This is a genomic window from Methylophaga sp. UBA678, from assembly GCF_002299105.1.
In the GTDB taxonomy this organism is placed as follows: Bacteria; Pseudomonadota; Gammaproteobacteria; order Nitrosococcales; family Methylophagaceae; genus Methylophaga; species Methylophaga marina.
This window is the reverse complement of the sequence record NZ_DBNG01000006.1, coordinates 93,271-117,290: the sequence shown is the minus strand read 5'-3', so window position 1 is coordinate 117,290 and position 24,020 is coordinate 93,271. Positions and strand designations below refer to the sequence as shown.

Genomic DNA, 24,020 nt, shown 5'->3' with positions numbered 1-24,020 from the left:
GATAGCTCAGACTTTAACGACTGATACCGTAGATGCCAGCTTGTTTAACAATCGCAAAATCTTCATCGTTTGTGACTGCCTCAGCAAGTACTTTGATATCCAGCAAGCGAGAGACTTCATGCATAATTTCCAAAAAGTCTGGTTTACTGGCGTTACTACCAATGTTCTGTGTCAAATCACGTGCGAGTCTGATGTAATCCAGATGCAAATGTCGTAACTCATCAATGGCAATAATATCGGCAGAATAACGTTTGATAAGACTATTTGCGCCCAATGACTTCACAAAACGACTGAAGTTAGTAAAGGCTTTGAGGTTTTTAGTGGCGGCATAGGCCGAGACAGAAAAAGTCAGTAACTCAGCAGAAATAACGGACTGCTCGATACGAGATTCCAGCCATTTATGGAAACTGGCTGAATCAATTGAGTCCATCGTCAGGTTGATACTGACAGGACAGCTAATACGATCTTGCTCCATTTTGAGTAGGACTTTGTTCACAATGCAACGGTCCACAGATTCCGACAATCCAAACTCTTGCGCCATAGAGAAAAAAGTCCCGACAGACAGGGTGTTACCCGCTTTATCTTTGACAAAGCTAAAGGCTTCCTGCATCACTTTGACAGGCTTAGGACCATCATAATTATAGGCTTCGGCTGTGAAGTAGATTTCTGGCGTATCACGATTAATAGCGTGGGTAATGGCGGCTTTCCATTCTTGTTCAGAAAGAGAACTGATGGAGTCATCTTTAATGAAAAAGGCGTTTTGTCCAATAATACTGGCCTGCTCATAGGCTTCAATTAAAGCAGGCATTAAACGTTCAAACTCACTGGTGCGATCAAATTTAACTAAACCAATGTGAACCAGATCGTCGACTTCATAATGCTCAGCCAGTTCTGTCATTGCCTGTTGCAGATTTTTAGCAAATGACTGAATCAGATTGATATCAGACTCATCATAAATAATGGCAAACTCGGCACCATACAGACGATAGGCATGACCATTGCCGGCCACGGCATTGTTCAATATACGGGCCATATCTTTTAAGAGTGTATCAGCCAGTTGATTCCCTTTTTGTTTACTGATATCAGCTAAATCAACAAACTTGATGTAACTCACATACCCGGTATGGCCGCTTGATAGTCGCTTTTTCATGTCGGCGGTAAAAGTGGCTTGATTGAGTAATCGGGTTAAGCCATCACGTTTGAGATTATCATTCAAGGCATCGAGCCGTTGATTTAGTCGAGTGATGGTATCGCCAATCTTGACTGACATACTGTTCATAGACTGAGCAACATGGCGGACTTCTTTGGTCCAGGGCAGACGATCAATCGTAGTAAATTGACCAGAAGAAATTTCATTAGCCTGTCTTTGTATCGCTTTAAGTGGTTGTAAGGTAAACCGTAACACCAGCATGAGTAATGCAAATGCACCCACAAAAATAATCACGGAATACAATAAGGTTTCTTTGGCTTGTTTATAGAGTTTCAAATAAGCATAAGCCGGGTTGCTACTGACATAGAGTGTGCCGGATATTGACCAGCCAGAGCTGATTTCTGATGAAGCTGTGGCAGACTTCATGGGTAACCAGTTGATTAGCCATTGGGGCACGCCTTCCATTTTGACGGGATTTTTCAGACTCACCAGCGTTTTACCATCAATATCTTCTAAACGCATTTCGCGGTAATAGCCCATATCAAAAATGGCGCTCATCATTGTTTGTAATATCGGATCATTTTCATCTTCCATATGCGGGCTAAGTGAGAGACCCAACGATGTGGCGGTATCCTGCATATGTATTTCAGATTCAACTTCGAGATAGTCACGGATACTGCCCATGCTGATCACAAAGCTTGCTGAAAAAACAATCAGAAAAAGTAAGCTGATTAGAATTAACAACTGCTTAGAAAGTGACATATTGATTTCCTTATTACGATGTTCAGGCCATTTTAAGTACTGCCTGATGTATATCGGCTAACTTGATGGAATCTGATGAATTATCACCAAAACGCTAACAATACCCTGACCACGACATCACAGCAAGCATCATCAGCGCGGGCAATAAGTCTTTTGTTTCAGCAGGTAGATTGCTACGATCAGCGTTTCATTTATAGGCGATACAGATGTTATTAGTATTAGTGCAGATGGGGCTTCTCATTGCCTGTGGTTTTGCCTGGAAACAATGTGCACCAAGGCATATTCCAGCTCTGGCACACCGCCGCGCCTTAACCGATCTGGTTTTCTTTATTTTACTGCCAGCCCTGGTGTTAGATGTCATCTGGGGCGCACCCATAGATAAGACCTCTCTTAAAATTTCTCTCACGGCATTTTCTGGTTTGCTAACAGCAGGCATTGTTATGTGGTGTTTATTGCGATTTATCAAAACCACGCCTGAACAAAAAGGCGCACTGATGCTGGCTGCAATCTTTCCGAATGTGACCTACCTTGGTTTACCGGTCACCAATCAGGTACTCGGCTCATGGAGTAATGCCATTGTGCTGCAATATGACTTATTTGCCTGCACACCGGCGTTGATGACTTTTGGCATATTAATGGCGCATCATTTCGGTGGGGCGGGTCAGCAAAAAGTCCATCCCTTAAAAGAACTCACCAAGGTGCCGCCATTGTGGGCGGTTGTGATCGCGCTTTTATTAAATGTGCTGCATGTGCCACGTCCAGAACTGGTTCATCACACATTAACGACATTATCTGGTGGTGTGGTGCCACTGATGCTGATTGCCTTGGGCATGAGTATTCGCTGGGACAGCTTAAGATTACGTTATTTACCGCTTTTATTGCCGGTCGCTGTGATTACCTTATTATTAGTTCCGGTGGCTGTGTTTTTCACGGGGGGCTGGTTCGAACTGCCTGCGGATATCGCATTGGCCGTCGTGCTTTTGGCTGCCATGCCAACTATGGTGTTTGGTGTCGTGATATGTGAACGTTACCAATTAGATAGTCCACTCTATGCTGCCGCAGTCACATTGACGACCTTATTAAGCGTTGTCACGTTACCTTTATGGTTTCATTATTTACCCGGCCTGTAGTCAGACCAGATAAAGCCGGCTGCTTCAACGGCCGCAATCACATGTTGCATGGCTTGCTCAATTTGTTCAGCGTCACCACGCAAGCTGAATTCAATTTGAGGCTCATCGCCGAGTTTGGGCAAGCTTGATAATTTTAACTGCGGATATTGGGCGACAATCTCATTCATTGTCGGCAGTAAATCTGACTCACGCCCTTTTGTAATGGTAATGATTCTTTCCGCTTTGGGACGCAAGCCCTGTAAGTGTGGGTAATGGGTATCTAAAATCCATTCCAGCATGGGCCAGGACATTTCAGGGAAGCCCGGCATAAAGTGATGGTTATCCAGACTAAAACCCGGCACGCGATTAATAGTATTGGGAATAATGCGGCTACCTTCGGGTAAGTGGCCCATCAAAATACGATTAGGATAGGCATCTTTACCAAACTGATCTTCAATTGCTTTGACTGCATCAGGGTGAGGTTTGATCTCAACGCCTTTCACTAAAGCAGCCGTCTGGCGGGTTCTATCATCCGGAGTGGCACCAATGCCTCCGAAGCTGAACACCAGATCAGGACTGCTCATTGAAAAGCGTAAGGCGCGTTCCAATTGCTGTGGATCGTCACCAACAATTAATGTCCAACTTAATTCCAAATCACGTTTGGCCAGAACGGATTGTAAATGAGCGAAATGCTTATCCTGACGTTTGCCACTCAGAATTTCATCACCAATGATTAGCGCGCCAATATTCATTATTCAGTCTCTGGACGGTTACGCATAAAATCAGCTGTCTGTACAAACGACGCCATCAGCTGTTCTGAAAATAAGGGATCTAAATCCATCGATTTTAATGCCTGAGCCATACAATAAAGCCATTGATCACGTTCTTCGATACCAATAGAGAAGGGCAAGTGTCGAGCTCTCAGTCTTGGATGACCGTATTTATCAGTATATAAAGGCGGGCCACCCAACCAGCCAGTCAGAAACAAATATAATTTTTCTTCACTGATACTGATGTCTTTTGGATGGTAATCACGAATATGTTGTGTTTGAGGCGTCTCACACATCACCTCATAAAAAGTTTTGCATAGATGTCTGACACCGGCTTCGCCACCGATACGTTCGTAGGGAGTTGCTATTTCAGCCATGATTGAATTCAACAAAAAAAGACTAGTTTAACCTTGTTGAACAAGACGATAAAGCGAATCAAGGTTGCGAGCTTGGCCACAGACCGGGATAATTGGCCCATCTTTTAGCAATAAACAGGAGAATTATCCTATGAGCGATAGAATTGTCATGCGTACAGGTGAAGCACTGGTTGGCGGTGGTCCTGCTTTTACAGCGGCTGAGCCAGAAGTGGTTATCGGTGAATTAGACGGTCCATTTGGTACCGCATTTGCTAACCTGATGGGCGACCAAGTACAAGGTCACTCACGCGTATTAGCGCTGATGAACACTGACATGCAAGTTAAACCTGCCACATTAATGGTCAGTAAAGTCACTGTTAAGAAAACAGCTTACACCAACATTCTGATGGGTACAGTTCAAGGCGCTATCGCTAACGGCGTATTAGATGCTGTTCGTAACGGTACTATTCCAAAAGAAAAAGCGAACGATTTAGGTATCATCGTTTCTGTATGGTTGAACCCAAGCATCGTGACTGTTGAAGACTTAGATCACGAAGCTTTATTCAACATTCACCGCGAAGCCACTCGCCGTGCTATCGAAAAAGCCATGAATAACGAGCCAAGCATCGATTATTTATTGGAAAATCAAGATAAATTGGTTCACAAATATTACCAAAAAGAACTTGATGCTAAAAAATAAAAACTGGAAACTCAATGAGTTAGCTGTGGTCTCTGTATAAGAGGAGATATTCACAGCCTCAAGTTTTAAACGGTCTGTCTTTTAAACTGGACAGACCGTTTTTTTTGCCATGTATAATCGGTGGCAAATGAAGAAACATTCAAGGTAGATATGGACCTCTATTCCATTGATAAATTAATGCATGAAACCCGACAGCTTGCGGCAAAATACCGTGAAGCTACTGGGAGCACCTTACCGATTACTGGCGAGATTGCCCGCTTTGATGCAGCAAGAGCGCTCAACCTTTCACTGATTAATGACCCCAACAGTCCGATTGATGCGACCGGCAAGGAAGGGCATCGGCAGGATAAACGTATTATTATCAAAGGCCGAGCCATTTTTGATAGCAGTAAAGCCAGCCCCAGAATTGGACAATTAAATCCTGAACAGGATTGGGATCTGGCTGTATTAGTGCTGTTTGATGAGCACTACGACGTCGATGAAATCTATGAAGCAAGCCGTGAAGCTATTGCGGATGCATTAGATAATAAAAAAGACAGTAACCGAAAAAAGCGCGGTGCCATGTCTATCGCACAATTCAAGATTATTGGTGAACGGGTATGGACCCGCGAAAACGGTCTAGAAACCGACGTATGGGAAAATCAGGACGACTAATCATTTGAGGGTAAATGGATGACTATTACGGGATTTATATTTTGGGCTGTCGTTGTTGTTTTAGTTGTTTACCTCATCATCATCTATAACAATCTGGTTAGTCTCAAACACAATGTCAGTAAAGCCTGGTCAAACATTGATGTATTACTCAAACAACGCCACGATGAACTGCCCAAGCTGGTCGAAACCTGTCGGCAATATATGCAGTACGAACAGGACACCCTGGAAAAAGTCATGCAGGCGCGCGCATCCGTTGCCACTGCTCAACAAAATGGTGATATTTCAGCGTTAGGTTCTGCCGAAGGGGCATTACGCATGGGATTAGGCAGCTTATTCGCTGTAGCTGAAGCCTATCCGGAGTTGAAAGCAGATCAATCATTCCAGCATTTACAGGCTCGGATTACGGGGTTAGAAAACACTATTGCAGACCGACGTGAATTTTATAATGAAAGCGTCAATATCAATAACGTCCGTATCGAGCAATTTCCCGATGTTATCCTGGCACGTTTTTTTGGCTTTAAATCGTTTACCTTGCTTGAATTTACATCCGAAGAACTGGTTGATCTCGATATCAAGAGCTTGTTTGAACGCTAGATGCAGGACTGGTTGGCTTCGCTCTCTGTTGAGATAAATAAGCTCACTGTTACTGAGTTTTATATTGCAACGGGCGTCTTATCGGCGATAGTGATCGTCGTGTTTTATCAGATGGTCAAACACTATAAATATGCCAGACTGATTGAAAATGTACCCACGGCTAAAATCCGCTCCGCACCACAGGGATATGTGGAACTGATTGGTACCACTAAATTAATGGATGGCCCACCGATTATTTCGCCGGTATCAGGTACAAGATGTGTCTGGTTTCGTTATACGATTGAAGAACAAGTCACTGAATATGAAGGGAAAGGGCGCATCAAGTCGCGCTGGAAAGTCATTAAAAAACATAGCAGTGATGATATTTTCTTGTTAGATGATACTTCGGATCAGTGTGTAATTGATCCGGATGATGCCAATGTCATTACAAAACGTAAAAATCGCTGGTACAAACGAGATACTTTTCCTGCCCGTCGTTATACCGAGTGGACCATACTGGAAGGGGATTATCTTTACGCATTGGGTGATTTTCAAACCGTTGCCAGTGTTGAAGACACAAGTTTAAAAAATATGATGACCGCCACCTTAAAAGATTGGAAACAGGATGCTAATGATCTGTTACATCGTTATGATAGCAACCGTGATGGTCAGCTCAGTCAGCAAGAGTGGGAGCAAGCAAGACAAGATGCTTACCAGCAAGCGAAAGTAAAAGTCGGTGCCATGGCACATGAAAAACCACTGAGTATACTGAAAGCATCAACACAGAAAGACCAGCCATTTATTTTATCTACTGAATCAGAAGCGAACTTGATCAACCGTCACAAAAGCATTGCTTATGCATGTGGACTTGGCTTTTTTATCGTGGGTATCTGTCTGGTGTGGATGATAAATCAACGAATAGGGATAGCATGATCGAACGCATTGATGAACTATTTGCAGACAATGGTTTGTTATCAAAACACATTTCAGGTTACACCAGTAGAACCCAGCAATTGGAGATGGCACGGCAGGTCGGTGAAGCGCTAACGCATGGCGATATTCTCATCGCTGAAGCCGGCACGGGTACAGGTAAGACCTTTGCCTACCTTGCACCAGCCATGCTTTCAGGGCAGAAAGTGTTTATCTCAACGGGTACAAAAAACTTACAAGACCAATTATTTAACAAAGACTTACCAAAACTTCGTGAAGTACTTTCTGTACCATTAAAAACCGCTTTATTAAAAGGTCGAAGCAATTATTTATGCCACCATCGTCTTGGTCTGGCTGAGTCTGAACCTGGTCAGCAATACCATCAACACACCCTGCAAACCTTACGAGAATGGAGCGGTAAAACAACCACAGGTGATTTAAGTGAAACGGATTTATTAGAAGAAAACTCGCCGCTGTGGCCTAAAGTGACTTCAACGGTTGATAATTGTCTTGGGCAGCAATGTCCGCAATACGATGAATGCTTTATTGTTGAGGCCAGACGTAAAGCGCAGGAAGCCGATATTGTTGTAGTGAACCATCATTTATTGATGTCAGATATGGCATTGAAGTCGTCTGGCCAGGGCGAGGTTTTACCTGATGCCGATGCCTATATTATTGATGAAGCCCATCAACTTCCTGCCATTGCCAGTCAATTCCTCGGCCATCGGATCAGCAGTCATCAAATCCAGGAATTAAGCCGCGACAGTATCCGTGAAATGGAAGCTGAAGCAACGGATATGAACGATATCCGCACTGCAGCAGAACAATTGGATAATCGTTTACATCAATTTAATCTGGCTCTAGGTGAACATGAGCAACGCGTTCCCTGGCAACCCGTGTTAGAAAAGTCACAAGATATTATAGAAAAGCTCGATATCTTACTGGAATCATTAGAGAAATTAGAAATTCAACTCGATGCAGCTTCCGAGCGGGGCAGAGGCTTAGAACAATGTCACCAACGCTGTCAGGATTTGATTGAACGTTTGTCCATATTTCAGCAAAACGAACAAACAGACTTAGTTTTATGGCTGGACAACCGTAATTCGAGTTTTATTTTGCATGCCACGCCACAAGAAGTCAGCCAGTATTTCCAAGCCTGGATAAAAGATAAACCACAGGCTTGGGTCTTCACTTCAGCCACTCTCACGGTAGCAGGCAAGTTTAATAACTTCACTCATCAGCTAGGTTTGGAAGATCCGGTGACAGCCAGCTGGCAAAGTCCATTTGATTATGGCAAACAAAGCTTGCTTTATATGCCGACGATTCCAATTGAGCCATCCAACCCGAATTACAATAGCCATGTGGCAGAAGTCGCAAAATCAGTCATTGAGCACAGCCAGGGGCGAATCTTTTTATTATTCACCAGTTATAAAGCGATGCATGAAGTCGCTGAAGCCTTAAAAGAATCTGATTATCCCGTGCTGGTTCAAGGTTCTGGTGCTAAAACGCAACTGCTTGAAGAGTTTCGCAGTCATGGCAATGCCATTTTGCTAGGTACGAATAGTTTCTGGGAAGGGGTAGATGTTAGGGGAGAAGCGTTATCTTGCGTGTTGATTGATAAAATTCCTTTTGCTTCACCTGGCGATCCGGTGCTGGAAGCACGCATTAATGATTTAAAAGAGCGGGGCGGTAATCCCTTTCGAACGATCCAAATCCCTGCTGCAGTTATTCAGCTAAAACAGGGAATTGGCCGTTTGATTCGTGACACCCATGACTCTGGTGTGTTGGTATTATGTGATCCACGTTTTCTGAGTAAACCCTATGGCAAAGTGTTTATGCGGAGTTTACCGCCAATGCCAATCAGTCAGAATATTGAAGATGTGGAAACTTTTTTTGCCAGTCGCGTTTGATAAGCACTAATTGAGGATCGGCAGGGATTTACGCATAAGTAGCCAAAAAACTCTAACCGACTGAGTTAACTTAAATATCAGATATTCTGAGATTTGTGATCATAACGCTGTCTTTTGCCGCTCCTTCATCCATACCGGCAATAATTTTCCGGTAAAACGTGAACTAATTCGTTATAAGTCTGTTTTTACATTAAATTTTTCTGTTAATTATATTGGTCTATTTTTTGCTTAATTCAGCTAACTGTTCGTAAATAATTCATTACTTCAGAGGCTTTATATGCAGATAAATAGCGGTGACCAAATCAGCCAAGTCTATCGAATGAACAACGATACTTCTGCTGTTGTATCAACTCATTCGAGTGATACAACTAAAGGTCAAGCTGCTGACAAATTAACTCTCAGCGAAGCAGGACGTAATGCCGGAAATAAATGGCAGGTAATAGCCAATCAATATGATCCGACGAATATTTCTTATAATGAATTAACTAGCATGTCATTCAATTTACAAGAAAGCGGTTTGATAACGCCAGCTGAAGGCTTAGCTATGAGAGCTCCGCCTAGTAGAGACTTTAATCCGAATGAAAAATATGACACGTTAGCCTTAGCGCGACAAGCAGTGGAATTTGATAACTCTTTGGGCGCGACACAAGATAAATCTGCGCAGTTAAGAGTCAGAGTACTCGAAGTATTGGAAACATTACATAATTCAGGCAAATGGGGAGGTTGATACATGCCTCCCCAGCTCTAAAGCGGAAAATCGTGCCTCTCGGTCTTGATGCCATAGTTATACCAAAATCAGATGCTGAGGAATTAATTAAACTTAATTAATTCAATATGTTATATAATATTTGGTACTATATAGACGAATCCTTGCCAACCCACTAATTTAGATCAGCTGCATATTCTTTTATCACTTCCATAGGAATCACTTCAGTGGCACGCTGGTGTGTGGCAGCCAGATAAATTTTAGGGGCCATATCATGCTCATAAGCTTCCAGCCAGCGCTGAGCACATAAACACCACCGATCACCAGGTTTCAAGCCAGGAAAACCAAACTCTTTCATTGGTGTGGTTAAATCATTACCACGAAAACGTGAATATTCCAGAAATGCCTGACTGACTTGAACACAGACTGTGTGCTGACCGTAGTCAGCATCACTCGTATTACAACAACCATCACGGTAGAAACCTGTGAGAGGATCTTCACTACAGCTTTCTAACTTCTCACCAAAGACATTCAGCGATTCATCAATATCCATCTAACTTTCCATTAGTCATATTTAATGTATTTAAAGCGAGCATCATCAGGTGTGCCCACTAAGGCGCCATCATCAAGTCCAGGCTGCCACATCACCACTTCTTCAAATTTTTTCGCTAACTCAAAATCTTTATCGGTAATACCTTTTGCCGCATGATTAGTCAGCTTGACGATAACAAAGGCATAAGACACCGTTAAATCCGGATGGTGAAAACCCGCCTCAGCTAAATGACCAATGGTATTCACTACCATTAAAGTACTTTTCCAGCCACTGGTTTTATATTTGCGACGTATCCAGCCGTTCTCTAAATACCAATGTGGAAGCTCTTCTTTTAAACGCGCTTCAACTTCTTCATCTGTATAGGTTTTTTCAGTACCATCTTCACGCCAGCCCATAATTAGCTCCTTATGTTTATTTCTATCCACTCCAGTTATACAGAAATGAAATCATGAGTCAAAAACAGATCAGGGTTTGTAAGCAAAGCAGGTAAGCGTAAGATAGGGAGTCAGTAAGCAATCAACGAGGTAATTTATGTCAGAGCAAACAAGTTTTAAGGATGCAGGGTTTTTATCAGAGCAATCAAGAACTGGCACGCTCAGTGTAGAAATGCACCAAACCCCACAATACCTTGTTTGTGAAGATTTAAGTCAGCTGGGTCAATCAATTTTAAATCACTGCCGTATTCGTCCTGATGATAAAAGCGAAGTTTATCTAAGTCTCTATTTCCAACGTATGTTGTCTCACTTTCAGTCCGTTCTGCTAATGGCTGAACGAGGCATGATCCACGAAACAGAAATCATGTCACGCTGTTTGCTGGAAACCTTATTTAATCTGGCAGCGTTTTATCGTCATGAAGACTTTCTCGAAGCCATGACAGATGGCGACACCGATCAAAGAAGGGAAGTACTGACACGGTTTTATCTAAAACAGCTTGAGGTCCATGCCCTGACAGAACTTGAAATGAATGATTTGGAACGCATGATTAACAGTGCTGATGAAATTAACCGCGGTGATGTCAGCACTGCCATCAAAGCTGAAATGGCTGGTTTGATGAGCGAATACCGAACTGAATATGCGTTTTTGAGCGAAACGGTACATTGCCGAATTCATTCTGTCGAACAAGACTTGGAAATGGACGATCATCAAATTATCGTTGGTATTGCCACCCGTGCAGAAGACACCAATCGTTTAGCCAGTTTATTAATGAATGCGGCTGATTATTTGATTGATGGTATCACCATCATACTTGAGTTACACAAACAGCCTGAACAACACGCTCACTTTGAACAAATCAGACGACAGGTTCAAAAAGTCTGGCAAAACACGACTGTTAAGGTCGCTCATCGTTAAAAACAGTATTTTTCAAATTTTAAAATCTGCAGGGTGATTACCCGAAATAAATGTCAGATTTTAAATTTTGAACGTACAAAGAGAAGGGGGCGTTTATACTCATTAAATGCTCCTTTTTTTATAGTCATCATTTCTTCTTTGTTTTTCTGAGTATCATATTCTCTCGATATAGTTCATCCACTAACTGCTGATTGATATGCAAAGCCAGAATTTCACCACTGGTAAATTTCTCTCCGGATGGTGACCAAAGAAAACCATTTCCAAAAGACCATCCTTCAAAACAATGACGTCTTCCAATTGTTGGCATCTTGCCACCAAGCAATAAAAGACACTCAATAATCACTTTAGGGGCACAGTTTGTTTGCTCATAACGTGCCACGGTTCTTGGTGATAATTCCAAATATTCTGCGACTTGTTTCTTTGTCATTCTGGCAGCATATCGAGCCTGTCTAAATGTCTTTTTCATCTTAAATATCTGTTTATCAACTGCCAGAAGAGGCTAATTTTAATAAGAGCATGTAAATACTCACATCTCTTACTCTTATTGTTCTTAGATATTCTATTTAACATAATATATACTATGCGAACTTATGTAGATGTGAAAACGAGAGCCGAATGACTCAATTTTTAAGATGTTCAAATCCGCTTCTGGTCTGTTCTTATAATATGCGTTATGACAAATCGATCGCTGTCATTGAGGATGTTTTTGTATATCGTTTTAAAGGTGTTCGGAATTTAAAATCTGGAATTTATTTCGGATAATTACCCTGCAGATTTTTAAATTCAAAAAGTGGTTATTCAGCACTTTTTTGTCTGCTTGTTTTATTTATTAAATCTCAAATTCTGGTTACTCAGAGATCCAAACCAATCATTAATAAATGTTAGTAAGTCCAGATGGACGATTTTGTATTCTGTAATTTTGTCTCAAACCGGACTTACTAGCGTTGGTTATTTTTTCTCCCGCTGCATCAAATCTCTTACTAAAGTAAAACTGACATAAATAAATACAGCTGGAATTAAGCCATATATTAAAGCCAGTTCTAATGTGGTTGCGAAGTTAGCCTGAGTAACCACTAAAATCATGTACGAAACATAAGATGTATATAAAAGAAGGAATAAAAACCCCTCAAACCGGGTTAATGTGGCACCCACAAAAAATAAGGGTAAACACAGAACTGAAACAGCCAACATGACAGGTATATCTAATGTTGCCAGTTGTGGGCCCGCAATTAATGGTTCTGGTGAGATGAGTCCTGCCAGGCCAAGCACACAGAGTATATTGAAAATATTACTACCGACGACGTTACCAATTGCAATGTCTCGCTCCCCTCGTATTGTTGCCATAACTGAGGTCATAACTTCGGGTAATGACGTGCCGACGGCAACAATGGTAAGTCCAATAACGGCCTCACTAACACCTAGTCCTGTAGCAATGCTAATCGCACTTTGTACTAACCAGCGAGCACCTAATACCAGTAATATGAGGCCGACAATGAAATACAATACGCTTTTCCATGTCGATGTATTCACGGAGAGCAATTCATCGATTTCAGCTATTCCCTCTTCATCGTTTTGCTTTTTGCCTTGGATAAACAGAAAACCGGTGTAAGCAAGTAAAGCTAAAAACAAAATGGCTGATTCCCATCTCTCAAGTAATCCATTCCATACCATGACCGTCGCTATGGCAGACACAGCAATCATAATAGGCACATCCTGTCTGATAAGCTGCTTGGAAACGAGTAATGGGGATATGAGTGCAGCCAGACCAAGAATGAATAGAATGTTAAAAATATTACTTCCAATCACATTTGCAATAGCCAGCTCTGCCTGGCCGGACCAGGCAGATTTAACGCTGACAGCGAGTTCAGGAGCACTCGTTCCAAAGGCGACGACGGTTAAGCCAATGACTAATGGCGGCACACCAAAACTACCGGCAAGCTTGGCAGCCCCTTTTACTAGCATATCCGCTCCAAAAATGAGCAGTACTAAACCACTTAACAGCAATAGCCAGACCATAACCTAATCCTCTCTAGGGAATTTGAGCCAACTTCTCACGCATTTCTTCTGTAGTTGGTCTCAGCAGTGCCAAACCTTTTTGGCTTCTGCGTTGACTCAAGAAATACAAAATAGGAGCCGCAATAAATACTGATGAACTTGTACCAATCACTATGCCAAAAAGCATAGGTAAGGCAAAACTTGAAACGGCTGACCCTCCTGCAATACCCATCGGTAAAAGTGCCAAAAATGTGGTAACAGACGTAAATACGGTCCTGGTTAATGTCGACGAAATACTCTCATTCATCAGTTGAATAATCGGTTTGTCCGGTGTGGCCCGGATGTTTTCTCGGATCCGATCAAACACCACCACTTTGTCATTGATGGAATAACCGATAAGGGCTAACAAAGCCGCCACAGCCGTCAGATTAAATTCAACACCTGTTAACGCAAAGAAACCAATGGTTTTAGTTAAATCTAAAGCAATCGTTAATGTTGCAGCGATAGCAAAATGAGATTCAAACCGCACTGTCAGGTAGATTAACATCCCTGCCCCAGCTAACAAGATAGCCAGGATCGTGTTATCGGAGAAATTACCACTGACTTTAGGGCCTACCATATCGACTTTAGGAAAGTCAGCATCAGGCTGAATAGTCAGTACGGCTTCTTTTAAATCATTAACTTGCTGTGATGTGGTACCAGGTTCAGTTGATATCACAGGCAGTCTGACCAGAAAGTCCCCCGCCTTCCCTGTTTCCTGAATAAGGGCAGCTGATAAATGGTGATTTCCCAGCGTATTTCTGATTTGTTCAACAGATAAATCCATGACGTGAACCTCAACTAACGTGCCCCCAGTAAAATCAACGCCATATTTCAGACCGGGATTAAAGAACAACACCACAGCAACAATAGACAAAATGGCTGACGTTGTAAGACCTGCATAACGCCCACCCAGAAAATTAATGCCCTTGTCGCTTAATTTATCTAAGAAATTGAAACCGTTGATCTTTAAAGGTTGTTTTTCTTTACCTCGAATAGACCATTCCATCAGTAATCGTGTCACGGCAACGGCAGTAAACATTGAAGTTACCAAACCGATTCCTATCGTTACAGCAAAGCCCTGAACAGGTCCTGTACCAAACATAAATAACAAACTTACCGCGATAAGCGTCGTTAAATTTGAATCCAGAATGGTGGTATATGCTTTGTCAAAGCCCTCACGAAGCGCTTTCCAAGCCGCTTTACCTCGCTTTGATTCTTCCCTGATGCGTTCATTAATAAGAATATTGGCATCCACCGCCATGCCAATGGTCAGGATAATACCGGCAATACCAGGTAGCGTTAGTGTTGCGCCAAGTAAACCCAGTGCACCAAAAATAAGCCCTACGTTAATAGCAAGACCTGTACACGCGATAAGTCCCCATCTGCCATAGATTCCCAGCATGAAAATCACGACCATCGCTGCGCCTAACAGACCGGTTGTTAGCCCCATTTGTATGGCATCGCTGCCAAGATCAGGACCAACTGTTCGCTCTTCAATCACATGTAATGGAACAGGCAAAGCCCCTGCCCTCAATAATAACGCTAAATTATTTGCCTCAGAAGTGGTGAAGTGACCACTAATCTCACCGCTTCCACCCGGTATTTCACTACGAATAACAGGGGCTGTAATGACTTTCCCATCAAGCACGATAGCGAGTGCCCGACCTACATTGTTATGAGTCATATTGCCAAATAATTTCGCCCCTTCACTATCAAGCTTGAAATTAACTACGGGTTCGCCGGTTTTCTGATTAAACCCTACCTGAGCATCACGTATATGTTTACCTTCCATGGCCACCTGAGTTTCAAGACGGTAGCGGCTATCCGTATTGATATCGGGGTAAGTCACCGTATTTTTTGTTGTATCAGTGGCTGCCCAATGAAACGTCATTTTTGCCGTGGTGCCAAGCAATTCACGAATCTTAGTAGGATCTGCCACACCCGGCATTTGAACCAGAATATCTTGCTTACCTTGACGGGTAATACTCGGATCAACAAGTCCCGTTTCATCAAGGCGTTTTCTGACTACCTCAAGACTTTGGTTAACAACATCCGTGACGAGTGATTCAACCCATCGTTGATCTAAGCTTATTTGAATCCCGTCAGTTTCTTTTTTGATGTCAAAACGTTTTTTGCCATCTGTTGAATTACGCGCTAACTGACTAGCGAGTTCAATGGATTTATCGATGTCCCCGATTTTACGAATAGGTATATACAAGCCTGACTCAGAAATGACAGGACTCGCATAATAAATCCCCTGCTTTTTCAACTCGCTGGTAAGCTCAGACTGCAGTAAGTCATATTGTTTATTTAATAACTCTTTAGTGTCCGCTTCCAAAAGCAGGTGCGACCCACCTTGTAAGTCCAAGCCCATAGAAATGGTCGTGTCGGTATACCAGGCAGGCAGTTTTTTAGACAAAGAATAAGGAAGAATGTTAGGTAAACTGCACAGCAGCCCGAACACAATCAACAAACCATAAACAATGGTCCGTGAAGACAATGATTTCATGAAAAACCTCTAACGTTTTCGAAATAAAAAAGCCCTAGCCAAAGGGCCGATTTGTATGGACGAAACTAAGCTAGAGGGGGTGCTCTCAAAGGTGGATAGAGGTAATAACGAGAAAAAGGCGTTGCTTCTGTAATGTCTTTAAATACAAAACAGACTGAACCCCAGTTTTTCGGATGTTGATTTTGTGAGTGACAAATAGCCCACAGAGGTAAGTCAATATCAGGAAAAAACTCTTCAACAGACTGATGTTTAATTTCAGCTATTCGAAGAAAGTATCCCTGCGTATTAAATGAATCAAGATGACTGATAAGCCCGTGATTAACCTCATTGCTTGAGTCACTCTTAGCATAGGAAGCTATTGGCAGAGTCAGCAACAACAACGACAAAAAGCAGATCCCCAAAAGGGATAAGACATAGCGTTGAGTGAGAGCTGGTTCGGATTTACACATGACTGGATTAGAGGTACAGGGATATACCGTTAACTGGATGGCGAAATCGTATCACGTTTTTATTCAAGTCTCTTTAATTATTAATAGACACGATTAGTAAGCACCACATCGTGTTATTCAGAATGTTTTTAGACGTTCAAAATTTAAAATCTGACATTCATTGTGGATAATGAATCTGCTAATTCACTGTTCACTATTATTCAATATCAATATTTTGGCCGGTTCGTTGACTATCGCAAAACTACTGCAAGCTATTAAAAAACAGGTGAATTTTAAATTCTAACTTGGGTTGATAATAACTATTCTGGCCGCTTCAATGGCCGGATGATTAAAACGGCCTCAAAATAAGTATTAACCAAGAAATTCCGTATTTCTTAGTGTTTTTAATTTTGTATAAAAACCAATTTCTTTTAGATAGTTTTGCATCCGTTTTGCATCCTTAGGATCTTTTTCTTTAGCACTTCGGCCATTACAAAATATATAGTCATCTGGATGCCATTCCCAATTGCTTGAGTTTGTTAGAGTTGAAGAAAATTCCTTATCAAAATATTCATGACTTAAATGCTTACAAAAAAGTCCTTTCTGAGGGATTGATTTCGGAGCTTGAAACAATAGCAATGAGATAGATTTAAGCATCATCCTCGTCTTATAGTAATGCCAATATCCAATATAAAGAGGTAAATAACGGCTGTATTTCACACCTAATTCTTCACCTTCACCATGGATTATTTCAAGTATTACAGCGACATACTCGTCTGAACCATGATCGTATGCTGGCACAAATTTGATGCCTTTTTGTGCAACGAAGTATGCAATTAGAGAAATATCATTACTATCTTGATAATTAACAATAAAGTCATATACCGCTTCAAAGTCATAGCCAGTTTCAAAGACCTGCTGAATTGGTCCCTCCCCGGTTTCTAACCAATCGTATTTAATGAAGAAATGTTTTGAGATAGTTTCAAGAAGCTCTGTGTTTAGTTTTTTCACTAAACTACCCAGACTATTAAAGTCACTGAATTGTAAATTAAATTGAGGAAATATCTGCGGTATTCTAGTGACTGGAATGTCATGTTTATCAAAGACTTGAAGCACCCTTCTTGCCGTTGACCTCAAGCCAGCTCGTTTGGCAAAACGTTTATCTTCAATCCATTCTCTAAGATGATCTAATTGAATGATCTTAAGCAAGTAATCAATCATATTAACTGGCTGCGACTAAAGCGTTGTCATTAACTCGATCAATTAACTTAATCACTTTACTTGCAGTGGCATCATCAAATACACCAAATAATCCTTGGTCGTGCAGATAGGTAAATGGCGGTTCAAATAATAGTGATTTATCAATCACCCCATTTTTATTCAAGTAGCTGATGATGTTGTTGATAAACGTGATTTGATCTGCACGTAAATTCCCTGCCTGTATAAAATCTGCAAAATGCGCTTGTGCAGCGGCCATATCCAAACCAACGATATTACGAATGAACACGCCTAGTGGTTTATCTCCATAAGTATCTATGTAGTCTTGTTTAGTACCGAGGGATTCATCTTCAAACAAAATGCTTTCTAAGAGATGTATTTCCGTTTCGGTAATTGACTTATTGGTTTTGAGTTTTTGAATCACTAAATGATCACTGTGATTTCTTACATAAGATTCAACGCGGTCTTTGTAACTTTGTAATGCAACGTAGGTTCCGATAGGTTCGTGTACCACAATAGCACTGTGATCGAGCGTATCTTCAAATGTGGTCATCACGACTTTTTGTTGATCTTTATCGAGATACTTCATCAAGTCACGTAAAGCTAAACGAATATGATCTAAGCGATTAACATTGATGTTTTGCCAAAACACATCTGTCTGCAAATCCATTAATAACGCTTTTTGTTGCGCCACGGCAGGTATATTTTGCTTTTTCAATAACGCGTTTGCACTGCCAGTAATACGATTAATAAAGCGATCCAGACTATGTGAGCCAGTTAATACTGCTATCTGGAAGTTCAGCAGCAGAATATCGAATCGACGTGCAAATTCATCATCATTTTTTTCTGCTAATACTAAGCTGGCAAGCTCGGTATTGATATCTAATAAATCACCTTTAGATAAATTCTGCCATCGATGCTCATCACTGAACTCAACGACGTGACGAAGTTTTGCTTTTACAACAAAACGGTTTCTATCTAAACTTGAAATGGCTTGATGTAATTCTTGGATATAACTTTCAGCTAATGTCCCCTGCTCTTCAGTACGTGAAATATCATCACGAATAAGCATGGCAACTTCTAATTTCGCTTCAAACACTTGTTGAATCAGGCTTTTAATAATCTTGCCTTGCTCACCATCAGGCGTGGTATCAAAAAACTCAAAGTTCTGACAGTAATCAAAAATAAGAAACTTGGTCTTATCGACACCTGGACCAAATAAATCGGGACATAATCGTGTCCCTCGTCCAATCATTTGCCAGAATTTAGTAGCTGATTTTACGGGTTTAAAAAACACCAAATTAACGACTCGAGGAGCGTCAACACCGGTGTCCATCATATCGACTGAAACAGCAATCTGTGGATCATGTTCTTCGTAGTCATCAGCGAACGTTTCCAGCAGACTTTGGGCTTTACTCTCATAGTTATCAATAACACGTAAAAATTTACCTGAATATTCAGGGTAGTTTTTATTAAACCGTTCTTCGATAAATACGGCATGAGCATGGCTTTTAGCAAAAATAATACTTTTACCTAATCTATCACCGCCCTGCACTTTGATACCTGACGTCATTAAATGATCCAGCACCTTATCCACGGTGTCTGTGTTAAATAACCATTTATTTAATGCTGCACTTTCAATCTCGTCGGGAGCTTCACCTTGAGTTGGGTCACCAAACTTCTCTTCATATTCTGTCTTTTCAGCGGCTGATAATTGGTTGTAGTGAACACCTTCACGCATAAATTTTAATGGCACCGACATCGCTTTGGGTGGCACTAAAAACTTATCGGCAACGGCCTGATTCAGTTCATAAGCAAAGGTGGGGTTGTTATCTTCAATGCCAAATAAACCATAGGTGTTATGGTCAACTTCGGCTTTTGGTGTCGCGGTTAAACCAATCAACAAAGCATCAAAATAAGCAAAAATAGACTTGTATTTCTGATACACCGAACGGTGAGCTTCATCGACAATAATCAGGTCAAAATGCCCAACACCGTAAAAACGGTTATCCGTATCTCGCAGGCCATCAATTCGATTCATGATGGTGGGATAGGTCGAAAAAACCAAGCGGGTACCGTTATCTTCTTTTTCTTTGGTAAGATCAATAGCGGTTAAATGTGGAAGATGGATATTAAAGGCTTTCTTAGCCTGTGTAACAAGCGCATTACGATCGGCTAAAAACAAAACCCGTTTGGCCCAGTTACACTTGGTCAACATATCGACAATCGCTGCAGCCGTTCGAGTTTTACCACTACCCGTTGCCATCACTAACAAACTTTGTCGTGCCCTGCCCTTGAGTTCACCCTGACTATTTTCTGTGACCGTATTTTCAGCAACACGGGTAATCGCTTCAAGTTGATACGGTCGGCCAACAATGGCCTCATTTGGTTTAAATAAACGTAAGTCTTTTCGTGTCTGCCGACGCTCTATTAATAATTGCAGTTCGTCTTTCGTATAAAAGCCTTGCACTTCACGTTCGGGGTAAAAGGTGTCATCCCAAAGATAAGTTTCAAAGCCATTACTATAAAAAATAATGGGCCGTTGCCCTTTCATCTTTTCTAAACAATTCGCATATAACTCAGCCTGATGTTTACCTTTCCGTGCGTCATGCATCGTCTTTTTGGCTTCAACGACAGCCAGCGGTAAACCATCATCACCCCAAAGCACATAATCTATATAACCCATACCAGATTTATTGGTACTGACTGGCATACCAGTAACTTCATATTCCAGATGATAACCATCTTTCAGATTATCCCAACCGGCTTCTTTCAGTGATAAATCAATGTATCGGAGGCGGGTTTCTGCTTCGGATACCAGCAACGGTATGGCTGTGTTGATATCAACAGATTGTTCACGAGAGGCTTTACGTTCAGCTAATTGCTGTTGTTCCTGTTCAATAGCTTGTTTAATGGCTGGATTATGTTGTGCTTTGTCACGTATTTGTTGTTCATTTTCACGCTTTGACTGATTCTTTGTATCGACTTCAGCTAGGGTTGTCTCAATGCTGGGTGGTTGAACAGTATCGGCATTTTCTCGGGGAATTAATGCCTCATCAAACAGCTGCGTATCGGGAACAGACTTACCATAATAAATAGCTAGATGACGCATAAAGCGAAACAGGTATTTCAGTGAGGCTAAAGCATCCTGTTGGCTGACAGACTTGCCATGGGCAGCGAGATTACCTGTTTTGCGAATCAGATTAAGTTCATTAAATAAGGTATTGTTAAATAAAGCTTTAAAACCATGCTCATGCATTAATGTGCTTAAGTCAGTACGCCAGGGGCGGCTTAAGGCGCGTTCATGGTCATACAGCCAATTAATGGCATTTTCTAAGCTGGAGCGGCAAAAAATAGCCGAGGCTTTAGGCGATAAAAAAGTGAATTGTTCAGCTTCAACCGCATCGGCATATAAAGCCGGAAAATCGCGTTGTAAAAACTGAAAGTTGCTCACTCACCTAGTCCCTGCTCATGAAATCTAAGCCTATGCTGCCTTATTTACCGTTAATTCGCCAGTAAAAGCACGTTGTAACAGACTGTTAAATAGCATTTCAGATTTTTCTAAATTCATCTGTGCTTGTTGTTTTTGTTTTTCAATCACCTCAACACGCTCGGCGAATTGGTTTTGCAATTCAGCAGGAGGGTAAATCATCGGTAAACTTAAAAAGTTTTTCTTTGAAATGTTTTTCATACTACCACTTGTACCTGATGATATTTTGCTAATTTCATGCATAAAACTGTTCAAGCTGATAGCGAATGATAGCCATCTAACATTCTGATCTAAATTGCTTTTATTTGATAACCACAGTCTATCTGGAACAAATAGATTTGGATAATCACGAGCAATATATGCTGATTTTCCAACTAGTTCCGTAGTGTTCATCCTGCTTATAATGATCGAGTCACGGCGAGGGTTTAACTTCATTCTGTCATATTCATCATCTCTAATGACTTTTGCTTCAGTCGCCCTAAACTCACCTGTGTATACGCAACTAGTTTTTAAAATTCCAAATTTATTGAATGAATATTTTTCATCACTAGAGTTAACGCTAGTACCAGTCTCTAAACTTTCAATAAAGCAGGAAAGCGTCTTTTTTTCCCATCTCATAGAATTGGAAACAGGATCACCAAACATATCCAAAAACAGCGATTGGCTAAGTGCAGTGTAATGCTGGACCAGTTGCTGGTCTTTTTGTCTGAGCTTATCCGCTGCATCCAAAATCGCGGCAATCTGCTTTTGCTCTGTCAGTGGTGGGAGTGGGATTTGTAAATCTAAAATATGGTTTAATTTTATTCCTTTTACGGTAGCTCCAGACGAAACTTTATCCAGCTCACTCCCAGACGATAACAAAAAGTAAAAAAGATACTTAACATCAATAGTTTCTTTGCAAACAATTGCTTTTAAGTCTTGGTTAATTGCCACATCGATATCGGTAATGACAGCTTTCCCAACAGCCATTCTAGTTGCAATTATGATTGAGCCTGCCTTAACTAATCTGCTGGAGCTATTACTCAGTCCTAACTCAGTTATTGAATCTTGAGTGTTTTGTAATCGTGATGATTTCAAATCTTTGACTGATGCCCAAGCTATTTTCCCATTCCAATATTCTGGATTTTGCTTCGAAGGTGTACCACCACCAAAAAGAGAAATACAGTCTCTTAGTTGAAGATAATTATTCACCCCAGCAACTCCTTCAGCATTTGAAGTGCTCGCCCACGCTCTTTATCCAATTGCTCTATTTCAGCAATGATTTTTGCCGGTGGATCATATTCGACTTGTTCATACACCACTTCTTTATAGCAGTTGATACTTAAATCCCAGTCGTTTTGTTTGATTTCATCAAACGGCACCATAAAGCTTTTATCGGCTCGTTGACGATTAATCTCTTTATCACGCTGTTTAAAGCGTTGGATGATATCGTCAATATCGTTATTTTTAATCGGGCTACGTTTGTCATCCAGTGAATAACCATCAGCTTGCATATCGTAAAACCAGACATTGTCTGTGCCGCCATTATTGGTTTTGGTAAAGATTACCACTGCAGTACTCACCCCTGCGTATGGTTTAAACACGCCACTGGGCATTGAAATGATGGCTTCAAGGCGTTGCTTTTCAACGAGTGTTTGGCGTAATTGTTTATGGGCATTAGATGAACCAAATAACACGCCATCGGGAATAATCACAGCACAGCGACCACCGATTTTGAGCATGCGTAACATCAAGGCAATAAACAGTAGCTCTGTTTTTTTGGTTTTCACGGTTTTGAGTAATGAGCTTTCCACGCCGTCGTAATCTAAAGAGCCTTTAAATGGTGGGTTAGCTAAAATCAAACTGTATTGATCTCGGCTGGCCGCATTGGCTTCACCTAAAGCATCCTGACCAATAAGATTCGGGCGTTCAACCGCATGGAGCTGCAGGTTCATTGCCGCTATGCGTAGCATGGTGCTATCAAACTCGATACCGGTGAACATATCGCTATTGAAATGTTCACGGAAAGTTTGGTCATGTAACCAGTCAGGATGATGATGGTAAATATATTCGCCTGAAGCCACTAAAAATCCTGCGGTGCCACAGGCGGGATCGCATATCGTGTCTTCACGATTAGGTTCCATCATTTCCACTATCATTTTGATGATATGGCGTGGCGTGCGAAATTGACCATTGGTGCCAGCCGTGGCGATTTTCGATAATAAGTATTCATAGAGATCGCCCTTGGTATCACGATCAGCCATTTGAATACTGTTAATCATTTGCACAACTTGATCCAGCACTTTTGGCGTGGGGATCATAAACGTCGCACCTTTCATATATTGAGCAAATACGCCTGCTTGATCACCCAGTTGTTTCATATGCTCAAATACGGTCAAGCCATCTGCTTCTGGCTGTGGCTGAGTAAATAAGTTGAACATCGTTTGAGGTTCTAGCTCACGAAAGCTATGCCAGCGAAAGCATTGTTGATTGGGACCGTAAAAGGCTTTTTGACTTCGTTTCCCAGCCACACTGGCTTTCTTTTCTTCAAGTTGTTCAATTTCGTCCAGACGACGAATGAATAAGAGATAGGTGAATTGTTCGATGACCGTAAGTGGGTTACTTATCCCACCTGTCCAGAATGTTTCCCATATTTTATCGACTTGGCTTTTGATTTCACCGGTGAGCATGTAGCAACTTTTTAGAATGATTTATGAAGGAGAATGATTTTCCATTATTAAGCCAGGGCTGACAAGAATATCTGTTTTCCATCAAATTTGATTGGCTGTCTATTTTTACCTGATTATCCAAACTCAAAAATTGATTTTGATCCGTT

The 24,020-nt window shown here is 41.4% G+C and carries 21 protein-coding genes; 8 read left to right on the top strand and 13 right to left on the bottom strand.

Features of this window, described 5'->3' with window-relative positions; translation table 11 throughout:
* Positions 1-13 precede the first annotated feature (13 nt).
* Complete coding sequence (locus tag B3014_RS02415; protein WP_289244318.1) at positions 14-1,912, bottom strand: bifunctional diguanylate cyclase/phosphodiesterase; 1,899 nt, start codon at positions 1,910-1,912, stop codon at positions 14-16.
* Between the two features lie 206 nt (positions 1,913-2,118).
* On the opposite strand from B3014_RS02415, the gene B3014_RS02410 reads away from it, so the two are divergent.
* On the top strand, positions 2,119-3,042 hold the full coding sequence (locus B3014_RS02410) for an AEC family transporter (RefSeq protein WP_289244317.1): 924 nt from the start codon (positions 2,119-2,121) through the stop codon (positions 3,040-3,042).
* Here the strand turns inward: B3014_RS02410 and B3014_RS02405 are convergent.
* Complete coding sequence (locus tag B3014_RS02405; protein WP_286304581.1) at positions 3,024-3,773, bottom strand: competence/damage-inducible protein A; 750 nt, start codon at positions 3,771-3,773, stop codon at positions 3,024-3,026. The two genes, B3014_RS02410 and B3014_RS02405, sit on opposite strands and share 19 nt — an antisense overlap.
* Positions 3,773-4,168 (bottom strand): group II truncated hemoglobin, encoded by a 396-nt coding sequence (locus B3014_RS02400; protein ID WP_286304582.1) that lies wholly within the window; start codon positions 4,166-4,168, stop codon positions 3,773-3,775. The genes B3014_RS02405 and B3014_RS02400 overlap by 1 nt, the downstream gene beginning before the upstream one ends.
* Before the next feature lie 130 nt (positions 4,169-4,298).
* On the opposite strand from B3014_RS02400, the gene fae reads away from it, so the two are divergent.
* The 6 genes from fae to B3014_RS02370 all read left to right on the top strand — a co-directional run bounded on the left by fae (position 4,299) and on the right by B3014_RS02370 (position 9,641).
* A complete protein-coding gene (gene fae, locus B3014_RS02395) occupies positions 4,299-4,847 on the top strand; it encodes a formaldehyde-activating enzyme (protein WP_286304583.1) in 549 nt (182 codons plus the stop codon).
* A 120-nt stretch (positions 4,848-4,967) separates the two neighbouring features.
* Positions 4,968-5,501 carry a hypothetical protein gene (locus tag B3014_RS02390; RefSeq protein WP_286304584.1) on the top strand — a complete coding sequence of 178 codons (534 nt, stop codon included), beginning with the start codon at positions 4,968-4,970 and terminating at the stop codon, positions 5,499-5,501.
* Between the two features lie 18 nt (positions 5,502-5,519).
* On the top strand, positions 5,520-6,095 hold the full coding sequence (locus B3014_RS02385) for a LemA family protein (RefSeq protein ID WP_286304585.1): 576 nt from the start codon (positions 5,520-5,522) through the stop codon (positions 6,093-6,095).
* Positions 6,096-7,007 (top strand): hypothetical protein, encoded by a 912-nt coding sequence (locus B3014_RS02380; RefSeq protein WP_289244316.1) that lies wholly within the window; start codon positions 6,096-6,098, stop codon positions 7,005-7,007.
* The gene (locus B3014_RS02375; RefSeq protein ID WP_289244315.1) at positions 7,004-8,914 is read left to right on the top strand and encodes an ATP-dependent DNA helicase; all 1,911 of its coding nucleotides are present in this window, start codon (positions 7,004-7,006) and stop codon (positions 8,912-8,914) included. Before B3014_RS02380 ends, B3014_RS02375 begins: the two co-directional genes overlap by 4 nt.
* Positions 8,915-9,191: 277 nt before the next feature.
* Positions 9,192-9,641, top strand: coding sequence for a hypothetical protein (locus tag B3014_RS02370; RefSeq protein ID WP_289244314.1), 450 nt, complete (start codon positions 9,192-9,194; stop codon positions 9,639-9,641).
* Positions 9,642-9,795: 154 nt separating this feature from the next.
* Here the strand turns inward: B3014_RS02370 and B3014_RS02365 are convergent, their stop codons facing one another.
* Both B3014_RS02365 and B3014_RS02360 read right to left on the bottom strand, forming a co-directional pair.
* On the bottom strand, positions 9,796-10,167 hold the full coding sequence (locus B3014_RS02365; protein WP_289244401.1) for a DUF2237 family protein: 372 nt from the start codon (positions 10,165-10,167) through the stop codon (positions 9,796-9,798).
* A 17-nt stretch (positions 10,168-10,184) separates the two neighbouring features.
* Complete coding sequence (locus tag B3014_RS02360; RefSeq protein ID WP_286304588.1) at positions 10,185-10,568, bottom strand: 4a-hydroxytetrahydrobiopterin dehydratase; 384 nt, start codon at positions 10,566-10,568, stop codon at positions 10,185-10,187.
* Positions 10,569-10,704: 136 nt separating this feature from the next.
* On the opposite strand from B3014_RS02360, the gene B3014_RS02355 reads away from it, so the two are divergent.
* Positions 10,705-11,523, top strand: coding sequence for a DUF5677 domain-containing protein (locus B3014_RS02355; protein ID WP_289244313.1), 819 nt, complete (start codon positions 10,705-10,707; stop codon positions 11,521-11,523).
* 127 nt (positions 11,524-11,650) lie between these two features.
* Here the strand turns inward: B3014_RS02355 and B3014_RS02350 are convergent, their stop codons facing one another.
* The 8 genes from B3014_RS02350 to B3014_RS02315 form a co-directional block, all read right to left on the bottom strand.
* The gene (locus tag B3014_RS02350) at positions 11,651-11,989 is read right to left on the bottom strand and encodes a helix-turn-helix domain-containing protein (RefSeq protein WP_289244312.1); all 339 of its coding nucleotides are present in this window, start codon (positions 11,987-11,989) and stop codon (positions 11,651-11,653) included.
* Positions 11,990-12,471: 482 nt separating this feature from the next.
* Positions 12,472-13,539: a calcium/sodium antiporter gene (locus tag B3014_RS02345; protein ID WP_289244311.1), complete on the bottom strand. Its 1,068-nt coding sequence runs from the start codon at positions 13,537-13,539 to the stop codon at positions 12,472-12,474.
* 13 nt (positions 13,540-13,552) lie between these two features.
* Complete coding sequence (gene secD / locus B3014_RS02340) at positions 13,553-16,069, bottom strand: protein translocase subunit SecD (protein WP_289244310.1); 2,517 nt, start codon at positions 16,067-16,069, stop codon at positions 13,553-13,555.
* A gap of 65 nt (positions 16,070-16,134) precedes the next feature.
* Entirely contained in the window at positions 16,135-16,455 is a 321-nt protein-coding gene (locus B3014_RS02335) for a hypothetical protein (RefSeq protein WP_289244309.1), read from the bottom strand.
* A gap of 414 nt (positions 16,456-16,869) precedes the next feature.
* The gene (locus tag B3014_RS02330; protein ID WP_289244308.1) at positions 16,870-17,718 is read right to left on the bottom strand and encodes a hypothetical protein; all 849 of its coding nucleotides are present in this window, start codon (positions 17,716-17,718) and stop codon (positions 16,870-16,872) included.
* Position 17,719: 1 nt separating this feature from the next.
* Entirely contained in the window at positions 17,720-21,169 is a 3,450-nt protein-coding gene (locus B3014_RS02325) for a DEAD/DEAH box helicase family protein (RefSeq protein ID WP_289244307.1), read from the bottom strand.
* Positions 21,170-21,199: 30 nt separating this feature from the next.
* Positions 21,200-22,396 (bottom strand): restriction endonuclease subunit S, encoded by a 1,197-nt coding sequence (locus tag B3014_RS02320; RefSeq protein ID WP_289244306.1) that lies wholly within the window; start codon positions 22,394-22,396, stop codon positions 21,200-21,202.
* Positions 22,393-23,874 carry a type I restriction-modification system subunit M gene (locus B3014_RS02315; protein ID WP_289244305.1) on the bottom strand — a complete coding sequence of 494 codons (1,482 nt, stop codon included), beginning with the start codon at positions 23,872-23,874 and terminating at the stop codon, positions 22,393-22,395. The genes B3014_RS02320 and B3014_RS02315 overlap by 4 nt, the downstream gene beginning before the upstream one ends.
* Positions 23,875-24,020 lie beyond the last annotated feature (146 nt).